An 18,401-nucleotide genomic window follows, 5' to 3' on the forward strand; every position below is an offset into this window, starting at 1 on the left:
CGGAGCACCACGATGACCGACGGGTCTGTCACACCCCTGTCGACGCCCGTGCGGCGTGCGGCGGACATCCCGCCGTACGACGCCGCACGGGCCGAGGCGGCAGTACGTGAGTTCCTCCTCGCCGTCGGCGAGGACCCCGAGCGCGAGGGCCTGCGCGAGACGCCGGCCCGCGTCGCCCGGGCGTACCGGGAGATCTTCGCGGGCCTGCGCCAGGAGCCCGAGGAGGTGCTGACCACCACCTTCGACCTCGGCCACGAGGAGATGGTGCTGGTCAAGGACATCGAGGTGTACTCCACCTGCGAGCACCACCTGGTGCCGTTCCACGGCGTCGCGCACGTGGGGTACATCCCGAACGTGGACGGCCGCATCACGGGGCTGAGCAAGCTGGCCCGGCTGGTCGAGGTCTACGCGCGCCGCCCGCAGGTGCAGGAGCGCATGACCACGCAGATCGCGGACTCCCTGGTGGAGATCCTCGAACCGCGCGGCGTGCTCGTGGTGGTCCAGTGCGAGCACCTGTGCATGTCGATGCGCGGCGTGCGCAAGCCCGGCTCGCGCACGATCACCTCGGCGGTGCGCGGCGTCATGCGGGACGGTGCGACGCGAGCCGAGGCGATGAGCCTCATCCTCGGGAAGTGACGGTGTCCGCCAACGTGCGACACAGCGCCCGGGACGCTCGGGTGCAGGGCCTGCCGGAGCTGTCCGGGACGGGCCGCACCCTGGTGATGGGCGTGGTCAACGTCACCCCGGACTCGTTCTCCGACGGCGGTGAGTGGTTCGAGCCCTCCGCCGCCGTCGCGCACGGGCTGGAGCTGCTCGGCGAGGGTGCGGACATCCTCGACGTGGGCGGCGAGTCCACGCGGCCGGGGTCCGTCCGGGTGCCGCAGGACCAGGAGCTGGCGCGGGTGCTGCCCGTGATCGAGCAGCTCGCCGCGCGCGGCGCCGTCGTGAGCGTGGACACCACGCGGGCGGCCGTCGCCGAGCGGGCGGTGGCCGCCGGCGCCCGCATCGTGAACGACGTCTCGGGCGGCCTCGCCGACCCCGAGATGGGGCGCGCGGTCGCCGAGACCGGCGCCGCGTACGTGGCGATGCATTGGCGCGGGCACGCCGACGTCATGGACGACCTCGAGGTGTACGACGACGTCGTGGCCGACGTCCGCGACGAGCTCGCGGCGCGCATGGCCGCGCTGCACGACGACGGGGTCCGGCCCGAGCAGCTGATCCTCGACCCGGGGCTCGGCTTCGCCAAGGCCGGCGTGCTCAACTGGCCGCTGCTGGCCCACCTCGACGCGCTGCACGAGCTCGGCCGTCCGGTGCTCGTCGGCGCGTCCCGCAAGCGGTTCCTCGGCCACCTGCTCGCCGACCCGTCGGGGCGCCCGGCGCCGCCGCGGGCGCGCGACGACGCGACGGCCGCCGTCTCGGCGCTGTCGGCCGCCGCAGGTGCCTGGTGCGTGCGCGTGCACACCGTCCGGGCGAGCGTCGACGCCGCCAAGGTCGCCGCCGCATGGTCCGCCGCGGGCGGCGCGGCCCGGGTAGGGTCACCGGGTACCTCTTCCCCATCCGCACCGGAGGCATTGACTTCCACCGTGGCCTTGACCACAGAATCGTGGACGGCCGGGGGACAAGACATGCCAACCTGGCAGGATTCCGGTGCACGCAACGACGATGGGGGAGGACCACGGTGACCACAGCGTTCGGAACGGGCGTCACAGGCCCGGACGGCCGCGCGCTGGACCAGATCCAGCTGAGCGGCGTGAGCGCGCGGGGGTACCACGGTGTGCTGCCGTCGGAGCGGCAGACGGGCCAGGAGTTCCGGGCCGACGTCGTGCTGTACATGGACACGCGCCCGGCGGCCGCCGGTGACGACCTGGCACAGACCGTGAGCTACGCGGACGTCGCGGCGGACGTCCACGACATCCTGAAGGGCGACCCCGCCGACCTGATCGAGACGGTCGCGGAGCGTATCGCCGCCGCGGTGCTGGCCCGCCCGCAGATCGAGGCGGTGGACGTGCGGGTGCACAAGCCGCACGCGCCGATCCCCGTGCCGTTCGCCGACGTCGAGGTGGCGATCCGCCGCGACCGCACGCGCATGCCCGTCGTGGCGGTGCCGGCCTCGCTGCTCGCCGTCGCCCCGGCGCCGGAGCCCTCGGCCGAGCCTGCCCCGGCCGAGACGCCCGAGCCGCAGGACTTCGAGCCCGTGGCCCGGCCCGTGGCCGAGGAGCCGGAGCAGTTCCGGCCCGAGCCGTACGAGCCCTACCAGCCGGCCGAGTCGTACCAGGCCGCCGAGCCCTTCCCGGCTGCCGAGCCCTTCCCGGCCGCCGAGTCGTACCCGGCCGCCGAGCCCTTCCCGGCTGCCGAGTCGTACCAGCCGGCCGAGCCGGCGCAGTTCGGGGTCGAGCCGTTCGAGGCGGAGCCGCTCGTGGACCGGGTGCCGGCGGTGGCACCCGCCGCGCAGGCGCCCGCCGAGGAGCCGGAGCCCCTCCCGCAGCCCGAGCTGATCGCGCCCGAGCCGCTCCAGGTCATCCCCGCGCCGTGGGAGCTGCAGGCCGAGGCCCCGGCGCCGGCCGAGCAGCGGGACGTGCCCGGCAGGGAGCCGGTGTTCCAGCAGCAGGCCGAGCAGTTCCAGCCGGAGGAGCAGTTCCAGCCCGAGCCCGCGTTCGAGCCGGTCCAGCAGTACGAGTCCGTCCAGGGGCTCGACCAGCGGCCGGGGATCGAGCAGCACAACAGCTTCGACCAGCAGCTGCAGCAGTTCGAGCAGCAGCCGTACGACCAGGCCCAGCAGGGCTTCGAGCCGCAGCCGTTCGAGCAGCCGCGGCGGGACGCCCAGCCGAACCAGTACGACCAGATGTTCGAGCAGCAGTACGACCAGGGCGACATGGAGGCGACCCGGGTCTCGGCTGCGGTTCCCGACTCCGCCGTCGGGCAGCCCGAGCCGGCGTTCGCGCAGGAGCAGTACGCCCAGGAGCAGCCGTACCAGGCCGAGCCGCGCGACCGGTTCGACGAGGTGCCCGCCGGGTACGTGGACGTGGTCATCGCGATCGGGGCGAACCTCGGCGACCCGCAGGCGACCATGCGGTCGGCCGTCGCCGAGCTGGACCGCGTGCCCGGAGTGCAGATCACCGACGTGTCGCCGCTGGCCCGCACGGCCGCCGTCGGCGGTCCGGAGGACCAGCCCGACTACCTCAACGCGGTGCTGCTGGCCCGCACCACGCTCTCCGCGCGCGGGCTGCTGCACGCCTGCCTGGAGGTCGAGAACCTGCACGGCCGCACCCGCGAGGAGCGCTGGGGCGCCCGCACGCTCGACGTCGACCTGATCACCTACGGCACCCTGACCGACTCCGCCGAGGACATCGAGATCCCGCACCCTCGCGCGCACGAGCGCGCCTTCGTGCTGGAGCCGTGGTCGCAGATCGCGCCGGACGCGGTGCTGCCCGGCCTGGGCGGCGGACCCGTGGCCCAGCTCGCGGCGACCGCACCCGACCGGACCGGCATCCGCTGGCTCGCGCTCGACTGGCTGACCGACCCCGAGCCGGAGCCGGGCGGCGGGACCACCGTCGCGAACCACCCCGCGGTGCCCGATGACGGCGCGCAGGACGCGCACGTCGCCGAGATGCCGCCGGCCCTGCCCCCGTCGCTCCCGCCGAGCGGGCGCCCGCAGGCCTCGCCGGGCGGCCCCGTGGTCGAGGTGCCGGGCGGCGGTCAGCCCCAGGCGCACCACAGCGGCCCGGTGGACCTGGACGTGCCCACCGGTGCCCCGCAGGACCCGTACCAGGGCGGCGCCCACCCGCAGGGCTACCCCAGCGGACAGGTGCCGGGCCCGGGCGGTTCCGTGCCGATCCCGCACCAGGCGCAGGCGGCTCCCGCGGCCCCGCGGCCGGCTGTGCCGATCGGCGTGCCGGGCAACGGGTCCGTCGTGCCGCCGCCGGAGGAGGCGCTCGTCCCGGCCCCGCCGATCGCACCCCGCGCGGTCCGGGACACGGCCCACGAGGACCCGGAGCGCGAGCCGCTGCCCCCGGCGTCCCCGGCGTCCCCGGCCAAGCCGGTCTTCGCCCCGGTCAACCCGTCGCGTCAGCAGAGCGGGGTGTTCCCGCCGGTGAACGGCGCGCCCCAGGAGCCGGCGACGCCGGTGTTCGCCCCGGTCGGCACGCCGCAGAACGGGACGCCCGACCCCGCCTCGAACGGCCACTCCACCGGCCACTCGAACGGGATCCGGGACGCCTACGACAACGATCACACCGTGATCCGGGTGCCGGGCTACGCGACCGAGCAGTCGCTCCCGGCGTCGGACGGCCCCATCGACTCGGTGCCCTCGTGGGTGCCGGTCCGGGACGAGCGGGGGCGCGACGCCTGACATGCGCAGAACCCCGGTCAGATCCCTGATCGCAGTCCTGGTCGCGGTCGCGGTCGTCGGTTGGCTCGTGCTGCGTGCCCTGGAGGCGCGCGCCGTGTACCTGCCGGTGGTGCCGTGGCTCGTCGACGTCGCGATCCTGGCGCTGGCCGGGGCGATCTTCTGGTTGGGGTGGGCCGTGCGGGCCTACCAGAAGGGCAAGCGACCCAACCTCGACGGCCTCCGGGCCGCCCGGACGCTCGTCCTGGCGAAGGCCGCCGCCCTGACCGGGGCCCTGCTGGGCGGCTGGTACCTGGCGCAGGTGCTGGTGGTGCTGGGCGACCTCGCGATCGAGCCGCGCCGGGATCGCGCGGTGGCTGCCGGGGTCGCCGTGCTGTGCTCGGTGGTGCTCGCCGTGGTCGGCCTGGTCGTGGAGAAGTTCTGCGAGCTGCCGCCGTCCGACAAGGACCGCAGCGGCTCCGAGGAGGGCGAGTCCCCGGCGCCTGCCTGACGCCTCGCTACCCAGCGGCACGGGTCTGCGGAACAATGGCCATCATGACCAGCCCATTCGAACCGCACGACGTGACCTGGAACCGCGTGTCCCCGCGGCTCGTGACGGCCCGCCTCGTCCCGGGCACCATCAGCCTCGGGATCCCGCTGGTCGTGGGCGTGGTGCTCGCGGTCACCGTGAGCCCGTGGTTCTGGATCCTCGCCGGGGTCCCGGCCGTCTTCCTGCTGTGGACGTTCCTCCTGGTCCCGCGCCAGGTCCGGGCGATCGGGTACGCCGAGCGTGACGACGACCTGCTCATCCGCAAGGGCGTGATGTTCCGGTCGATGGTCGTGGTGCCCTACGGCCGCATGCAGTACGTGGACGTCGAGGCGGGGCCGCTCGACCGCAGGCTGGGCCTGGCCAAGGTGCAGCTCCACACGGCGTCCGTCGGCACGGACGCCCAGATCCCGGGCCTGCCCCCGGACGAGGCTGCCCGCCTGCGCGACCGCCTGGCGTCCCGTGGCGAGGCCCGGCTGGCGGGGCTGTGAGCATGCCCGAGCACGACGTCGACCCGGGGCGCTCCGCGTTCGACGACCTCGGACCGGACTCGCCGGAGACGCTGGAATGGCGCCGCGTGCACCCGATCACCCCGCTGGTGCGGGGCTGGGCGGTGGTCGGCGCGGCCGTCGTGATCCTGGGACAGCAGAGCCTCGAGGGCGGGCCGCGCGGCGGCCTCCTCGCCCTGGTGTCCAGCGAGTACTGGTGGACGCTGCTCGCCGCCCTGGCGGCCGTGGCCCTCGTGGGCTGGGGCTACTCGGCGCTGGCCTGGCGCATGACGACGTTCGCCGTCGGCGCCGAGACCGTGCACCTGCGGCGCGGCATCCTGTTCCGGCAGCAGCGGCACGCGCGGCTGGACCGCCTGCAGTCGGTGGACATCCGGCAGCCGCTCGTGGCCCGGTTCTTCGGGCTCTGCGAGCTCACGCTCGAGACGGCGGGCGGCACGGACTCCGGCGTGGCCATCGGGTTCCTCAAGGGCGCCGACGCCGACGAGCTGCGTGCCGAGCTCCTCGCCCGCGCGGCGGGCCTCAAGGTGGGGGGCACGCGGCAGGTGGCCGACGCCGCCCGGGCGCCGTCCGACGCGGTGATCGACGGCGCCGTCCCGGAGGGGACGGAGCAGGTCGCCGCAGCGCAGGACGCCGGGCAGCCGGTGCGGCCCGTGCGGGCCGCCAGCCTCGAGGCCCCCCAGGTGCCCGTCCTGACCGTGCCCCTGGGCCGGCTCATCGCGTCGGTGGTGCGCTCGGGGGCGATGATCACGCTGCTCCTGTGGGCGCTCGGCGTGGTGGTGGTCATGATCGTCACGGGCGAGTTCGCCGTCATCTCCGCCTCGCTGCCCGCCGTGCTGGGCGCGGGCGGTTACCTGTTCAACCGGCTGACCGGCGAGTTCGACTTCCGGGTGGCCATCTCGCCCGACGGCGTCCGCCTGCGGCACGGCATGCTCGAGACCCGCTCCCAGACCATCCCGCCCGGCCGCGTGCAGGCCGTCCGCCTGGTGCAGAGCCTGCTGTGGCGGGACCGCGACTGGTGGCGGGTCCAGGTGAACGTGGCCGGCTACGGCGGCGAGAGCGAGGAGAAGAACAGCGTGCTGCTCCCGGTCGGTACCCGCGAGGAGGCGCTGACCGTGCTCTCCCTCGTGCTGCCCGACCTCGGCGTCGACGAGCCGCGCCGCGTCCTGGACGCGGGCCTGGACGGCGACTCCCGCGCGGAGAGCGCCTACGTCACGGCGCCCCGGCGGACCCGCATACTGGACCCGGTGGCGTGGCGCCGCAACGGGTTCACCGTGACGGGCCGCGCGCTGCTGCTGCGCCGGGGCCGCGTGGTGAAGGTGCTGGACGTGGTGCCGCACGAGCGGACGCAGTCGCTGGCCGTGAGCCAGGGGCCGTGGCAGCGCCGGCTGGGCGTGGCGTCGTTCCAGGTGCACTCCACGGAGGGCCCGGTGCACCCCGAGGTGCCGCACCTCGAGGCCTCCGACGCGGCGCTGCTCATGACCGAGCAGGCCCGGCGCGCCCGTACGGCGCGTGCGGCGGCAGGGCCCGAACGATGGATGGAAAGACAGGGAGAGTGACCGGTGAGTGACCCCGACGAGGCGGGCCGCCGGCCCGGCCGGCTGGGCGTCGGTGTGGTGGGCGCGGGTCGTGTCGGCGCGGTGCTCGGCAACGCGCTGCGGGCCGCGGGACACGCGGTGGTCGGCGCGAGCGGCATCTCGGAGGACTCCCGGGAGCGCATCGAGACGCTCCTGCCCGGCGTTCCCAACCTGGAGGTGCCCGACGTCGTGGAGCGGGCCGAGCTGGTCCTGCTCGCGGTGCCCGACGACGCCCTGGGCCCCCTGGTCTCCGGCCTCGCCGACACCGGGGCCTGGCAGCCCGGACAGCTCGCGATCCACACGTCCGGCCGGTACGGGACCGCCGTCCTGGAGCCCGCCCGGCTGGGCGGCGCGATCCCGCTCGCGATCCACCCCGCGATGACGTTCACCGGGACCAGCCTGGACCTGGCGCGCCTGGAGGGCTGCACGTTCGCGGTGACCGCCCCCGCACCCGTGCTGCCCATCGGGCAGGCGCTCGTGGTCGAGATCGGCGGCGAGCCCGTGGTCGTGGACGAGCAGGCGCGCGGGCTCTACCACGCCGCCCTCGCGCACGGCGCGAACCACCTCGTGGTGCTCGTGGCGCAGGCCGCACAGGCGCTGGAGGCGGCCGGCGTCGAGCTGCCCGGCCGGGTGCTCGCACCGCTGCTGTCGGCAGCCCTGGAGCAGGCCACCCGGTCCGCGGACGCGCGCGACGGCGTCGGGCCCGGCGCGATCTCCGCGCTCACTGGACCGGTCTCCCGGGGCGACGTCGGCACCGTGCGCAGCCACCTGACCGAGCTCAGCGCGCTGGCCGCCGCCAGCGGCGCCACCGACATCCCCGACAGCTACACCGAGCTCGCCCGCGGGGCCACGCGCCGCGCGCTGGCGAGCCACCGCATCGGCGACACCGCCGCACAGGCCCTCCTGGACGCGCTCGACGGCGCCAGCGGGGAGTCGCACGCCGGAAGGAAGACATCATGACCACGACCCCGCCCTCCGCGGAACCCGCGCAGCGCACCCCGCTCGTGGTCCGCACCCGCCCCGAGCTCCAGGACGCGCAGATGCGCTGGGCCCTCACCGGTCCCGTGGAGGGCGCCGAGGCCGGGCCGGGGCAGCGCGCCGTCGTCATGACCATGGGCGCGCTGCACGAGGGCCACCTGGAGCTCGTGCGCCAGGCGCGCACGGAAGCCGGGCCGAACGGCCAGGTGGTGGTGACCATCTTCGTCAACCCGCTCCAGTTCGGGGCGGGCGAGGACCTCGACACGTACCCACGCGACCTGGACGGCGACGTCGCCAAGCTGGCCGGAGTCGGGGCCGACGTCGTCTTCGCGCCCACGCCCGACGTCGTCTACCCGGACGGCGACCCCGTGGTGCGGGTGTCCGCCGGGCGGATCGGGGAGGTGCTGGAGGGGGCGTCCCGCCCCGGGCACCTGGACGGCGTGCTCACCGTGGTGCTCAAGCTGATGCACCTGGTGCGGCCCGACGTCGCGCTGTTCGGCGAGAAGGACGCCCAGCAGCTCCTGGCCGTGCGCCGCATGGTGCGCGACCTGGAGGTGCCCGTCGAGGTGGTGGGCGTGCCGACGGTGCGCGAGGCCGACGGGCTGGCCATGTCCTCGCGCAACGCGTACCTCGCGCCGGAGGAGCGCGAACGGGCCCTGGCGCTGTCGCGGGCGCTGCGGGCGGGGGCCGCCGCCGCGGACCGTGGGGCCCCGGGTGTGATCAACGACGCGCGCGAAGTGCTGGACGGCGCCGACGGCGTCGTGGTCGACTACCTGGCGCTCGTCGACCCGGTGACCGTGGACGCGGTCACCGACGACTTCTCCGGCCCCGCGCTGCTGCTCGTGGCCGCACGGGTGGGTTCCACCCGCCTGATCGACAACCAGGCCGTCGAGGTCTCGCCAGAGGTCCAGAGGTAACACCATGAGCACCACCGAGCACCGTCCGCCCGTCGCCCGCCCCGCCTCGCTGCAGCGGCCGATGATGATCTCCAAGATCCACCGGGCCACCGTGACGCAGGCGGACCTGCACTACGTCGGGTCCATCACCGTGGACGCCGACCTGCTCGACGCCGCCGACCTCGTGCCCGGCCAGCAGGTCGACGTGGTCGACGTGACCAACGGCGCCCGGCTGACCACCTACGTGATCCCCGGCGAGCCCGGCTCCGGCCAGATCTGCATCAACGGCGCGGCCGCCCACCTGGTGAGCCCGGGCGACGTCGTCATCCTCATCGGCTACGGCATGCTCTCGGACCACGACGCGCGCACGTTCCTGCCGCACGTCGTGTTCGTCGACGGGGACAACCGCATCGTCGAGATCAACGACGAGCCCGGGCACGTGCCCGACGGCTACGGGCTGGAGGAGAGCGGCCTGCCGATCGAGCCGTTCCAGCACGCGGGCCTGGTGCGCACGGCGTCGGGCCGCGCGTGAGCACCACGCCCGGACCGGGGCCGCGCCTGGCGCGGTCCCTCGCGGCCCCCGCGCCCGGCTGGACCGTCGAGGCCGACGCCATCGTCGTCGGCTCGGGGATCGCAGGCCTGACGGCGGCGCTGGAGCTGCGCACGCGCGTGCCGCGCGTGGTGCTCGTGACCAAGGGCGAGCTGTCCTCCGGCTCGACGGTCTGGGCGCAGGGCGGCATCGCCGCCGCGCTCGACCCGTCCGACTCGCCCGAGGCGCACCTGGCGGACACGCTCGCCGCCGGCGGCGGCCTGTCCGACCCCGAAGCCGTGCAGGTGCTGGTCACCGAGGGCCCGGCCCGCGTACGCGAGCTCGTCGCCCGGGGCGCCGTCTTCGACAAGGCCGCCGACGGCGACATCGCGCTCACCCGCGAGGGCGGCCACCACGCCGACCGCATCGCGCACGCCGGCGGCGACGCCACGGGCGCGGAGATCTCCCGCGCGCTGGTCGCGCAGATCGAGGCCGTCCGGCACGACCCGGGCATCGAGGTGGTCGAGAACGCGCTGGTGCTGGACGTGCTGACGACGGTCGCCGGGCGCGCCTGCGGCGTGACCCTGCACGTGCGGGGCACGGGCTCGCGCGACGACGTCGGCGCCGTCCTGGCCCCCGCCGTCGTGCTGGCGACCGGCGGGATCGGGCAGGTGTTCCGGTCGTCCACCAACCCGGCGGGGGCGACCGGCGACGGGATCGCCGCCGCCCTCAGGGCGGGCGCGGTGCTGGGCGACCTGGAGTTCGTCCAGTTCCACCCGACGGTCCTGTGGCTCGGCTCGGGCGCCAAGGGGCAGCTCCCGCTCATCTCGGAGGCCGTGCGGGGCGAGGGCGCGCTGCTGCTCGACGTCAACGGGCACCGCTTCATGCCCGGCGTGCACGAGATGGCCGAGCTGGCGCCGCGGGACGTCGTCGCGCACGCGATCGTGCGGCAGATGGCCGCCACCGGCGCGGACAACGTGCTGCTCGACGCCCGCCACCTCGGCCGGGAGTTCCTGCGCACGCGGTTCCCCACGATCAACGCGCGGCTGCTGCAGGCCGGCATCGACTGGTCCGAGGAGCCGGTGCCCGTGGCGCCCGCCCAGCACTACCACTCCGGCGGCGTGGTGACCGACCTCGACGGGCGGTCCTCGGTGGACGGGCTGTACGCGGTCGGCGAGGTCGCGTGCACCGGCGTGCACGGGGCCAACCGGCTCGCGTCGAACTCGCTGCTGGAGGGCATCGTGTTCGCCTCGCGCGCGGCGCGCGACATCGTGGAGCGGTTCGACACCGGGGACCTGAAGCCGGGGGAGCCGGCTCCCCGGCCCGGCGGCTCCGCGCTGGTGGCGGCGGCCGCCCGGTCCCGGATCCAGAAGGTGACCTCGGCCGGCTCGGGCGTGATCCGGTCGGCCCGGTCCCTGGCGGAGGTCGACGAGCGGCTCGGCGCCGTGCGCGCCGACGCGCACCTGGCGGCCGACGTCGTGGCCGAGCCCCAGGCGGCGGAGTGGGAGACCACGAACGTGCACATGGTCGCCCGCGCCCTGACCCGGGCGGCGTGGCTGCGCGAGGAGACCCGCGGCGGGCACTACCGCACGGACTTCCCGCGGCCGGACGACGCCTGGCGGCGGCGGGTGCGGGTGCGGCTGGACGACGACGGGGTGCTGACGGCGTCGCCGTCGTAGCTTCCCGCCGGCGACATCAAGGACTGACTTTCGTTCAGCAGGCCGAATTCGACCGCTTCCCACGCGGTAATGGTCGCCTGCGGCCTGCTGAACCCCGGTCAGTCATGGGAAGTGGTGATGTGGGCTATCGGGGTTTCCGGGGTGATCTGGGTGCCCTCCGCGGCCTCCTGGTGCAGCACGCCCGCGGCCTCGGCGACAAGCTGCGACTCCATCTTCATCGCCTCGACGACGGCAACCGGCTGGCCCTCGGCGACGGTCTCGCCGTCGGCCACCAGCCAGCGCACGAGGGTGCCGGGCATCACCGCGAGGAGCGGTGTGCGCCCGTCGTCCACCACCGTGCCCGACGACGGGTTGTCGGGCACCACGGCTTTGTCCGCCGAATCGCCGGCGTCCTGCCCTGCCAGCACCACTCCCGACCCGCCCGGGGTCCGGACCCGGTGCCGCCGGCCGTCGATCTCGACCCAGGTCTCGACGACCCCCGGCTCGGTGACGGGTGCGGCAAGCGACTGCGGGTCGATCGACGCGAGCAGCTCCGTCTCTATCCACTGGGTGTGGACGGCGAAGCCGCGCTCGTCCGCCCCGGTGAACGCCGGATCCGTCAGGACCGCGCGGTGGAACGGCAGCACGGTCGGCACTCCCTCCACCGAGGTCTCGGCCGCGGCTCGCCGGGCCCGGGCGAGCGCCACCTCCCGGGTGGGGCCCCACACGATCACCTTGGCGAACAACGAGTCGAACTCGCCTGGGACCACGGACCCCGACTCGATGCCGGCGTCGACCCGGACGCCGGGGCCGGCCGGCGGGACGAAGCGCTGGACGCGCCCCGGGCCGGGCAGAAAACCACGCGCCGGGTCCTCGGCGTTGAGCCGCAGCTCGATCGCGTGCCCGTTCGGTGCCGGGTCATCGGTCACGGACAGGGGGAGGCCGCTCGCGACGCGGAGCTGCTCGGTCACGAGGTCCAGTCCCGTGGTCTCCTCGGTCACCGGGTGCTCCACCTGGAGCCGGGTGTTCACCTCCAGGAACGAGAGCGTGCCGTCCGCCCCGAGCAGGAACTCCACCGTCCCGGCGCTCCGGTACCCGGCGGCGGCGCAGAGGTCGCGCGCGGACTCGTGCACCCGTGTGCGCACGGCGTCGTCCAGGAACGGGGCGGGCGCCTCCTCGACGAGCTTCTGGTTGCGACGCTGCAGGGAGCAGTCGCGAGTGCCCGCCACCACCACGTGCCCGTGGTCGTCCGCGATGACCTGGGCCTCCACGTGCCGGGGCCGCTCCAGGAACCGTTCCACGAAGCACTCGCCGCGGCCGAACGCCGCCTCCGCCTCGCGACGGGCGGCCTCGAACAGCTCGGGCACCTCCTCCAGGGTGCGGGCGACCCGCATGCCCCGTCCGCCGCCGCCGTGCGCCGCCTTGATCGCGAGCGGCAGCCCGTGCTCCTCGGCGAACGCCAGCGCGGACGCGGCGTCGGCCACCGGGCCGTCCGACCCCGGGACGAGGGGCGCGCCGACCTTCCGGGCGAGGTCGCGGGCCGCGATCTTGTCCCCGAGCAGTTCGATGGTGCTCGACGAAGGCCCCACCCAGAGCAGCCCCGCCTCCTCGACCGCTCGGGCCGCCGCCGCCCGCTCCGACAGGAAGCCGTACCCGGGGTGGACGGCTTCCGCCCCGGAGCGGCGTGCGACGTCGAGCAGCTTGTCCACGGCCAGGTACGTCTCGGCGGCGGTGCGCCCGTTCAGGGCCCATGCCTCGTCGGCGAGACGCACGTGCAAGGCGTCCGCGTCTCCGTCGGCGTAGACGGCCACGGACCGGATGCCCAGGTCGGCGCACGCGCGGATCACCCGGACCGCGATCTCGCCTCGGTTGGCGACGAGGACGGTGCGGATCATGAGGTGCCTCCTGGGTGGTTCCGGATCGTGAAGCGCACGCGTGCGCCGGCGGGTAGCTGCCCGGCGAGCGCGACGTGGTCGGCGATGACAGCCCCGACCACGGGATATCCGCCGGTCAGGGGGTGGTCGGCCAGGAAGAGGACGGGTAGGCCGTCCGGCGGCACCTGGATCGCACCGGTGACGCAGCCCTCGCTCGGCAGTTCCGAGCTCCGCCGCTCCGGGAGCCGCTCCAGCGGTCTACCGTCCAGGCGCAGCCCGATCCGGTTGGACCGGGGTGTCACGAGCCAGTCCTGTCCGGTCAGCAGGTCGATCGCCGCGGCGTCGAACCAGTCGTCCCGGGGGCCCAGCACGACGGCCAGCTCGGTGGTCTCACCGGCAGCCGGGAGGTGGTCCGCCGCGCCGCCGGCCCGTGGGGGCGATGGCGCGACAGCAGGCAGGCCACGATCCATCGCGCCGACAGGCAGCACGTCGCCCGAGCCGAGCGGGTCGGGACCCAGCCCGGCCAGCACGTCGGTGGCCCGGCTGCCGAGCACCGGCGGCACGTCGATCCCGCCGCGCACGGCGACATAGGCACGCACCCCGCGGGTGGGCGGTGTGAGCCGAAGTTCATCGCCGTCGTCCAGTGCGATCGGCTCGCCGGATCGGGGCCGGCGGCCGGCGGATCCGGGGCCGCCGCTCCCGGGCCGCACCACGACGTCGCCCACCCCACCCGTCACCGCGAGCACCTGTGGGCCACGGGCACGCAGCCGCAGCCCGCCCACCGACTCGACGACGGCGGCGTCCGCGGGGTTGCCGACGGCCCGATTGGCCGCACGCAGGCTCGGCCGGTCCATCGCCCCCGACGCCGAGACCCCGGCCCCCTCGGACCCGGCCCGCCCGAGATCCTGCACCAGCGCCTGCACGCCGGTCCCGATCACCTCGAGCCCCGGTCCTCGACCACAGCAGTCGCTGCCAGGCCGTGACCGATCCCGGCAGCGACTGCTGTGGTCGAGGGCGGTCGGCCTCGGCATCGGGGCTTGGGGCGCCAGGTCGTGGACCTCGACGAACCGGACGCTGTCGCCCGGGAGCATCAGGGCCGGGCGCTCGCGGGTCACGTCCCAGACGGGGGCGTCGGTGCGGCCCAGGAGCTGCCAGCCACCGGGGCTCTCCCGCGGGTAGACACCGCTGTACGGGCCGGCAAGCGCCACCGACCCGGCCGGTACCCGCGTGCGTGGGCTCGGCCGCCGGGGGACCACCAGCTCCGGATCGTCACTGGTCAGGTAGGCGAAGCCCGGTGCGAACCCGACGAAACCCACCGTCCATGCCGCCGCGGCGTGCCGCCGGACCAGCTCGTCAGGGCTCCAGCCGAGCAGCGCGGCGGCCTCGGCGAGGTCCGCGCCGTCGTACAGCACAGGGATCTCGACCGTGCGTGCCGCGTGCCGGGTGTTTCGCTCCAGCGGCCTGGACCGGAGCTCGGCGGCCAGCGCGGGTGCGCTCACCGCCGACGGGCGGAACGGCACCAGCAGGGTCCTCGCCCCGGGCACGGGTGTCCCGACACCGTGCACCGGGTCGGCCAGCAGGGACTCGTACAACGCGACTGCCTGGTCCAGGTTGTCGAGCTCGACCAGGAGTGCGTCGTCCCGGGCGGTCAGTACGCGCATCACGCCGGTGCGCCGGTGCCTGCCGACGGGGCGAAGGGGGCGAGCTCGATGCCCTCGGCGTCGAACACCTCGCGGATCCGGCGGGCCATTGCGACGGAGCCGGGAGAGTCGCCGTGCACGCACACCGAGTCCGCGCGGACCGCGACGTCGGAGCCGTCGACGGCGGTCACCACGCCCTCCGTGACGAGGCGGAGCATCCGGCGCGCCACGTCGTCGGCGTCGTGCAGCACCGCGCCGGGCTCGCGCCGCGACACCAGGCGGCCCTCCGGGGTGTATGCGCGGTCGGCGAAGGCCTCCGTGGCGGTGGTGAGCCCCGCGGCCTCGCCCGCCGCGAGGGCAACACTCCCGGGCATGCCCAGCAGCACGAGCCCGGGGTCGACGGCGACGACGGCCGCGGCGACGACCCGAGCGACCCGCTCGTCCACCGCGGCCGTGTTGTAGAGCGCGCCGTGGGGCTTGACGTAGGTGACGGTGGCACCCTCGGCATCGGCCAGGCCGCGCAGCGCCCCGATCTGGTAGACGACATCGGCCTCGAGCTCGTCGTCGGGAACGTCCATGTTCCGGCGGCCGAAGCCGGCCAGGTCGCGGTAGCCCACGTGCGCGCCGACGGTCACGCCGTGCGCCACGGCGGACCGCACCGTGCGGCGGATCGACGCCGGGTCCCCGGCATGGAACCCGCACGCGACGTTGGCGCTGGAGACGATCCCGAGCATCTGCTCGTCGTCGCCGAGGCTCCAGCGGCCGAAACCCTCGCCGAGGTCGCTGTTCAGGTCGACGGCGCTCATGGTCTGTTCCTTTCGTGGGGCGGGCCGCCCGGGCCGGAGGCTCAGGCGGACAGCAGGTCGAAGATCGGGCCCACCGCGTTGACCGCCATGTACCAGGTGACCACGGTGGCCAGGGTGCCGACCACCAGGAGCCAGCGCGGATACCGGGCGTTGCCGAGGAGCGAGCCGCGGAACCAGCCGATGTACATGAACAGGGTCAGGCCGATGGGCAGGATGAGGCCGTTCACGCCGCCCACGAACACGAGCAGCGTGGCCGGCGCCGTACCCACCAGCAGGTAGACCGCGAGCGAGACGACGATGAAGCCCACCGTCCACAGGTCGGCGACCCGCCCGGTGATCCTGGCGGAGAACACGGGCAGGAACGAGACGGACGTGTAGGCCGACCCGATGACGCTCGTGATGGCGGCGATCCAGAACACGGCGCCGAAGATGCGCAGCCCGGTCTCGCCCGCGGCGGCGGAGAACGCGTCGGCGGCGGGGTTGCCGGCAACGTCAAGGACCACGCCGGAGGCGACGACGCCGAGGATGGCCAGGAACAGTACGTACCGCATGACGCCGGTCACGAGGATGCCGTTGACGGCGGCGCGGTTGACCTCGGTGATGTGCTCGGGCCCCGTCGTGCCGGAGTCGAGCAGCTTGTGCGCGCCGGCGTAGGTGATGTAGCCGCCGACGGTGCCGCCCACGATGGTCGTGATCGTGGCGAAGTCGATGGTGTCCGGCAGCACGGTCTGGCGGAGGGCGTCACCCACGGGCGGCTTCGACAGGAACGCGACGATCACGGTGAGCACGATCATGACGAGTCCCGCCACGACGACCACCCGGTCGACGACGGCCCCCGCGCGCTTGGCCAGGAAGATCGCGATCGCGATGGCGGCGCTGATGGCCCCACCGAGGCGAGGGTCCAGGCCGAACAGCGCGTTCAGACCCAGTCCGGCACCGGCGGTGTTGCCGATGTTGAAGATGAGGCCGCCGAAGACGATGAGGACGGCGAGGAGGTAGCCGCTGCCTGGCAGCGCGTCGTTGGCGAGCACGCTTGCACGCTTGCCCGTCAGCGTGATCATGCGCCAGACGTTCATCTGGACGGCCAGGTCCAGCAGGATCGACGCAAGGATCCCGAACGCGAACGCCGCGCCGAGCTGCTGGGTGAACGTGGCGGTCTGGGTGATGAAGCCCGGCCCGATGGCCGAGGTCGCCATGAGGAACAGCGCACCCAGCAAGGAGCGGCGGCGGGCCGAGGCGAACTGCCGGACATCCGCCGGCGTGGTCCGGTCCGAGGTGGTCGTGGGCTCGTGGCTCGTGTCGGACATGGCGTCCTCCTGGTTGTCGGGGTGAGCCGGATTGTTCAACAGTCAGGATGGTCTCGATCGGTTGTTTCACCCGTATTGCGAGATCTTGTCGATCATGACACGGCTCCAAACCTCGGGCCTAGCCGGAGACGCGAGATGTTTACGGCCAAGTCACTGTCGGATTGTTCAACGAACCCCTACCGTCGATGACGACCACTTCCCAGGGGAGAAGGGATCCACCATGCCGAGACGACGTACCGGGGTGCGTGTGCGAGCGGGCGCCGCCGTCCTTGCGCTCTGTGCCACCACCGCCCTGGCCGGCCCTGCCGCTGCCCAGCCCGCAACCGGTCCGGGACCGGGCTGCCTCGATCCGGACGTCCAGCTCTCGGCCGAGGAGAGCCGGCTGGGCGCCCACCTGCCCGACGCCGCGGATCCGACCGTCCCAGCCGACAGGACCTACGCCCGGACCGTCATCGAGGGCGGCGGTTTCGGCGGGTTCACCGACGAGCTCACCGCAGCCCTGTGCCGCACCCGGACGCTCGACGCCGCGACCAGGCTCGCCCAGCGCTCGGGCCAGGCACTCTGGGACGCCGCCGTCCGCCGGGCTCAGGGGCGCGGCGTCGTACGGGGCGACCTCCCCGCGAGCGACGACCGGCCTCTGTACTGGACCCGCATCGAGGGCATGGCCGTGCTCCGCCAGTGGGACCCGCGCGGCGGTCTCACCGAGACGGAGCGCGCGGAGCTCGTCGAGGCGTTCGAGAAGGCGGCCCGCGGCATGGACGACATCGACCTGCCGCCGGGGCGGAACGCTGTACGGGTGCTCGTGAGCGGGTTCGACGTATACACGCTCGACGGAGGCACCGCCGGGCCGGCGCAGGGCACTGTCGGCAACAACATCCGCCACGGCAACCCGTCGGGCGCCACGGCGCTAGCCCTGGACGGCACCACGTATCGCACCGATGACGGCAGGACCGCGCACATCGAGGCCTACACCCTGCCCGTGAGCTACCCCGAGTTCGAGCGGGGCTATCTGGAGGACACCGTCGGGCCGTTCATGGAGCGCGGCCCCCGGCAGGTCGACGCGTCGATCACCGTGAGCCAGGCCGGCGGCGCCCAGTTCAACCTGGAGCAGTGGAACAGCCGGTACCACGGCGTCTCGCTGGGCAACGACCGCACCGCACCGTGCCCCGCCGTGGGCGGCGTGCCGCAGCTCGCGATCGACAACGCGGGCTGCAACATCCAGGTCGTCGACCGCTGGGGCGGCGGGGGCGGGCTCACCGACCCGCCCCAGTGGACGACCGCGACCCTGCCGATCGCCGAGATGATCGCGGCGGACACCGGCGCGGACGTGCCCCGCCCGCCGGGCGACACCTGGCCCGACGAGTCGGAGGCGTTCGGTGTCGTCTGGCACACCAACTACACCCAGTTCCCTGACTGCGCCTCACCCACGCGGGAGACGTTCAACAACCCGCCCCCGGTGACCTTCCCGCCCGCGACGCCGCCCGTGCCGCCGGCCGAGGGCTCGTGCTCCTACAGCGGGGGTGGTGGGAACTACCTCTCGAACGAGAGCGCCTACCGCAATACCCTGCTGCGTGACCGGGCGGGGCTCGACATACCGGCCGGGCACATCCACACCCCGGACATGCAGCACTTCGAGAGCGACTTCGCCGTGACCGACCCGACGTTCGACGCCTGGCGCACCTCGATCGTCGCCCAGGGGGCCAACCTGGTGCACGCGGTCGCGGACACGGTCGACTGACCCGGTCCGGCTTCACGGGCT

Annotated in this window: 15 protein-coding genes; 11 read left to right on the forward strand and 4 right to left on the reverse strand. The window is 74.3% G+C overall.

Going from position 1 to position 18,401, the window contains the following annotated elements; genetic code table 11:
* Window positions 1-12: 12 nt before the first annotated feature.
* The 10 genes from folE to AB0I29_RS11965 are packed head-to-tail and all read left to right on the forward strand — an operon-like array spanning window position 13 to window position 11,036.
* Complete coding sequence (folE, locus tag AB0I29_RS11920) at window positions 13-636, forward strand: GTP cyclohydrolase I FolE (RefSeq protein WP_285105345.1); 624 nt, start codon at window positions 13-15, stop codon at window positions 634-636.
* Complete coding sequence (folP, locus tag AB0I29_RS11925) at window positions 633-1,682, forward strand: dihydropteroate synthase (RefSeq protein WP_285105347.1); 1,050 nt, start codon at window positions 633-635, stop codon at window positions 1,680-1,682. The genes folE and folP overlap by 4 nt, the downstream gene beginning before the upstream one ends.
* Entirely contained in the window at window positions 1,679-4,348 is a 2,670-nt protein-coding gene (gene folK / locus AB0I29_RS11930; RefSeq protein WP_357481727.1) for a 2-amino-4-hydroxy-6-hydroxymethyldihydropteridine diphosphokinase, read from the forward strand. Before folP ends, folK begins: the two co-directional genes overlap by 4 nt.
* 1 nt (window position 4,349) lies before the next feature.
* Entirely contained in the window at window positions 4,350-4,835 is a 486-nt protein-coding gene (locus AB0I29_RS11935) for a DUF3180 domain-containing protein (protein ID WP_285105350.1), read from the forward strand.
* A 35-nt stretch (window positions 4,836-4,870) separates the two neighbouring features.
* On the forward strand, window positions 4,871-5,362 hold the full coding sequence (locus tag AB0I29_RS11940) for a PH domain-containing protein (protein WP_285105352.1): 492 nt from the start codon (window positions 4,871-4,873) through the stop codon (window positions 5,360-5,362).
* Between the two features lie 2 nt (window positions 5,363-5,364).
* A complete protein-coding gene (locus AB0I29_RS11945; protein ID WP_357481730.1) occupies window positions 5,365-6,936 on the forward strand; it encodes a PH domain-containing protein in 1,572 nt (523 codons plus the stop codon).
* A gap of 3 nt (window positions 6,937-6,939) precedes the next feature.
* Window positions 6,940-7,914: a DUF2520 domain-containing protein gene (locus AB0I29_RS11950; protein WP_285105355.1), complete on the forward strand. Its 975-nt coding sequence runs from the start codon at window positions 6,940-6,942 to the stop codon at window positions 7,912-7,914.
* On the forward strand, window positions 7,911-8,849 hold the full coding sequence (gene panC, locus AB0I29_RS11955; RefSeq protein ID WP_285105357.1) for a pantoate--beta-alanine ligase: 939 nt from the start codon (window positions 7,911-7,913) through the stop codon (window positions 8,847-8,849). The genes AB0I29_RS11950 and panC overlap by 4 nt, the downstream gene beginning before the upstream one ends.
* A 4-nt stretch (window positions 8,850-8,853) precedes the next feature.
* On the forward strand, window positions 8,854-9,360 hold the full coding sequence (gene panD, locus AB0I29_RS11960) for an aspartate 1-decarboxylase (protein WP_142040562.1): 507 nt from the start codon (window positions 8,854-8,856) through the stop codon (window positions 9,358-9,360).
* A complete protein-coding gene (locus AB0I29_RS11965) occupies window positions 9,357-11,036 on the forward strand; it encodes an L-aspartate oxidase (RefSeq protein ID WP_357481733.1) in 1,680 nt (559 codons plus the stop codon). Before panD ends, AB0I29_RS11965 begins: the two co-directional genes overlap by 4 nt.
* Before the next feature lie 98 nt (window positions 11,037-11,134).
* Here AB0I29_RS11965 and AB0I29_RS11970 read toward each other — a convergent pair whose 3' ends face one another.
* The 4 genes from AB0I29_RS11970 to AB0I29_RS11985 are packed head-to-tail and all read right to left on the reverse strand — an operon-like array spanning window position 11,135 to window position 16,642.
* On the reverse strand, window positions 11,135-12,910 hold the full coding sequence (locus AB0I29_RS11970; RefSeq protein WP_357481735.1) for a biotin carboxylase N-terminal domain-containing protein: 1,776 nt from the start codon (window positions 12,908-12,910) through the stop codon (window positions 11,135-11,137).
* Window positions 12,907-14,550 (reverse strand): urea amidolyase family protein, encoded by a 1,644-nt coding sequence (locus tag AB0I29_RS11975; protein ID WP_357481870.1) that lies wholly within the window; start codon window positions 14,548-14,550, stop codon window positions 12,907-12,909. The genes AB0I29_RS11970 and AB0I29_RS11975 overlap by 4 nt, the downstream gene beginning before the upstream one ends.
* Window positions 14,550-15,335, reverse strand: coding sequence for a 5-oxoprolinase subunit PxpA (locus AB0I29_RS11980; protein WP_357481737.1), 786 nt, complete (start codon window positions 15,333-15,335; stop codon window positions 14,550-14,552). The genes AB0I29_RS11975 and AB0I29_RS11980 overlap by 1 nt, the downstream gene beginning before the upstream one ends.
* A gap of 41 nt (window positions 15,336-15,376) precedes the next feature.
* On the reverse strand, window positions 15,377-16,642 hold the full coding sequence (locus AB0I29_RS11985; RefSeq protein WP_357481739.1) for an NRAMP family divalent metal transporter: 1,266 nt from the start codon (window positions 16,640-16,642) through the stop codon (window positions 15,377-15,379).
* Between the two features lie 220 nt (window positions 16,643-16,862).
* On the opposite strand from AB0I29_RS11985, the gene AB0I29_RS11990 reads away from it, so the two are divergent.
* Window positions 16,863-18,380, forward strand: a complete 1,518-nt coding sequence (locus AB0I29_RS11990; RefSeq protein ID WP_357481741.1) for a hypothetical protein — start codon at window positions 16,863-16,865, stop codon at window positions 18,378-18,380.
* Window positions 18,381-18,401: the final 21 nt, after the last annotated feature.

It is taken from the genome of Promicromonospora sp. NPDC050262, from assembly GCF_040655935.1.
GTDB lineage: Bacteria > Actinomycetota > Actinomycetes > Actinomycetales > Cellulomonadaceae > Promicromonospora.

Bases quoted from the DNA above. Each gene is read 5' to 3' on its own strand.
- folE (WP_285105345.1), top strand. From the start codon at position 13: ATGACCGACGGGTCTGTCACACCCCTGTCGACGCCCGTGCGGCGTGCG.
- AB0I29_RS11935 (WP_285105350.1), top strand. From the start codon at position 4,350: ATGCGCAGAACCCCGGTCAGATCCCTGATCGCAGTCCTGGTCGCGGTC.
- AB0I29_RS11940 (WP_285105352.1), top strand. From the start codon at position 4,871: ATGGCCATCATGACCAGCCCATTCGAACCGCACGACGTGACCTGGAAC.
- AB0I29_RS11945 (WP_357481730.1), top strand. From the start codon at position 5,365: ATGCCCGAGCACGACGTCGACCCGGGGCGCTCCGCGTTCGACGACCTC.
- panC (WP_285105357.1), top strand. From the start codon at position 7,911: ATGACCACGACCCCGCCCTCCGCGGAACCCGCGCAGCGCACCCCGCTC.
- panD (WP_142040562.1), top strand. From the start codon at position 8,854: ATGAGCACCACCGAGCACCGTCCGCCCGTCGCCCGCCCCGCCTCGCTG.
- AB0I29_RS11970 (WP_357481735.1), bottom strand. From the start codon at position 12,910: ATGATCCGCACCGTCCTCGTCGCCAACCGAGGCGAGATCGCGGTCCGG.
- AB0I29_RS11975 (WP_357481870.1), bottom strand. From the start codon at position 14,550: ATGCGCGTACTGACCGCCCGGGACGACGCACTCCTGGTCGAGCTCGAC.
- AB0I29_RS11980 (WP_357481737.1), bottom strand. From the start codon at position 15,335: ATGAGCGCCGTCGACCTGAACAGCGACCTCGGCGAGGGTTTCGGCCGC.
- AB0I29_RS11985 (WP_357481739.1), bottom strand. From the start codon at position 16,642: ATGTCCGACACGAGCCACGAGCCCACGACCACCTCGGACCGGACCACG.
- AB0I29_RS11990 (WP_357481741.1), top strand. From the start codon at position 16,863: ATGCCGAGACGACGTACCGGGGTGCGTGTGCGAGCGGGCGCCGCCGTC.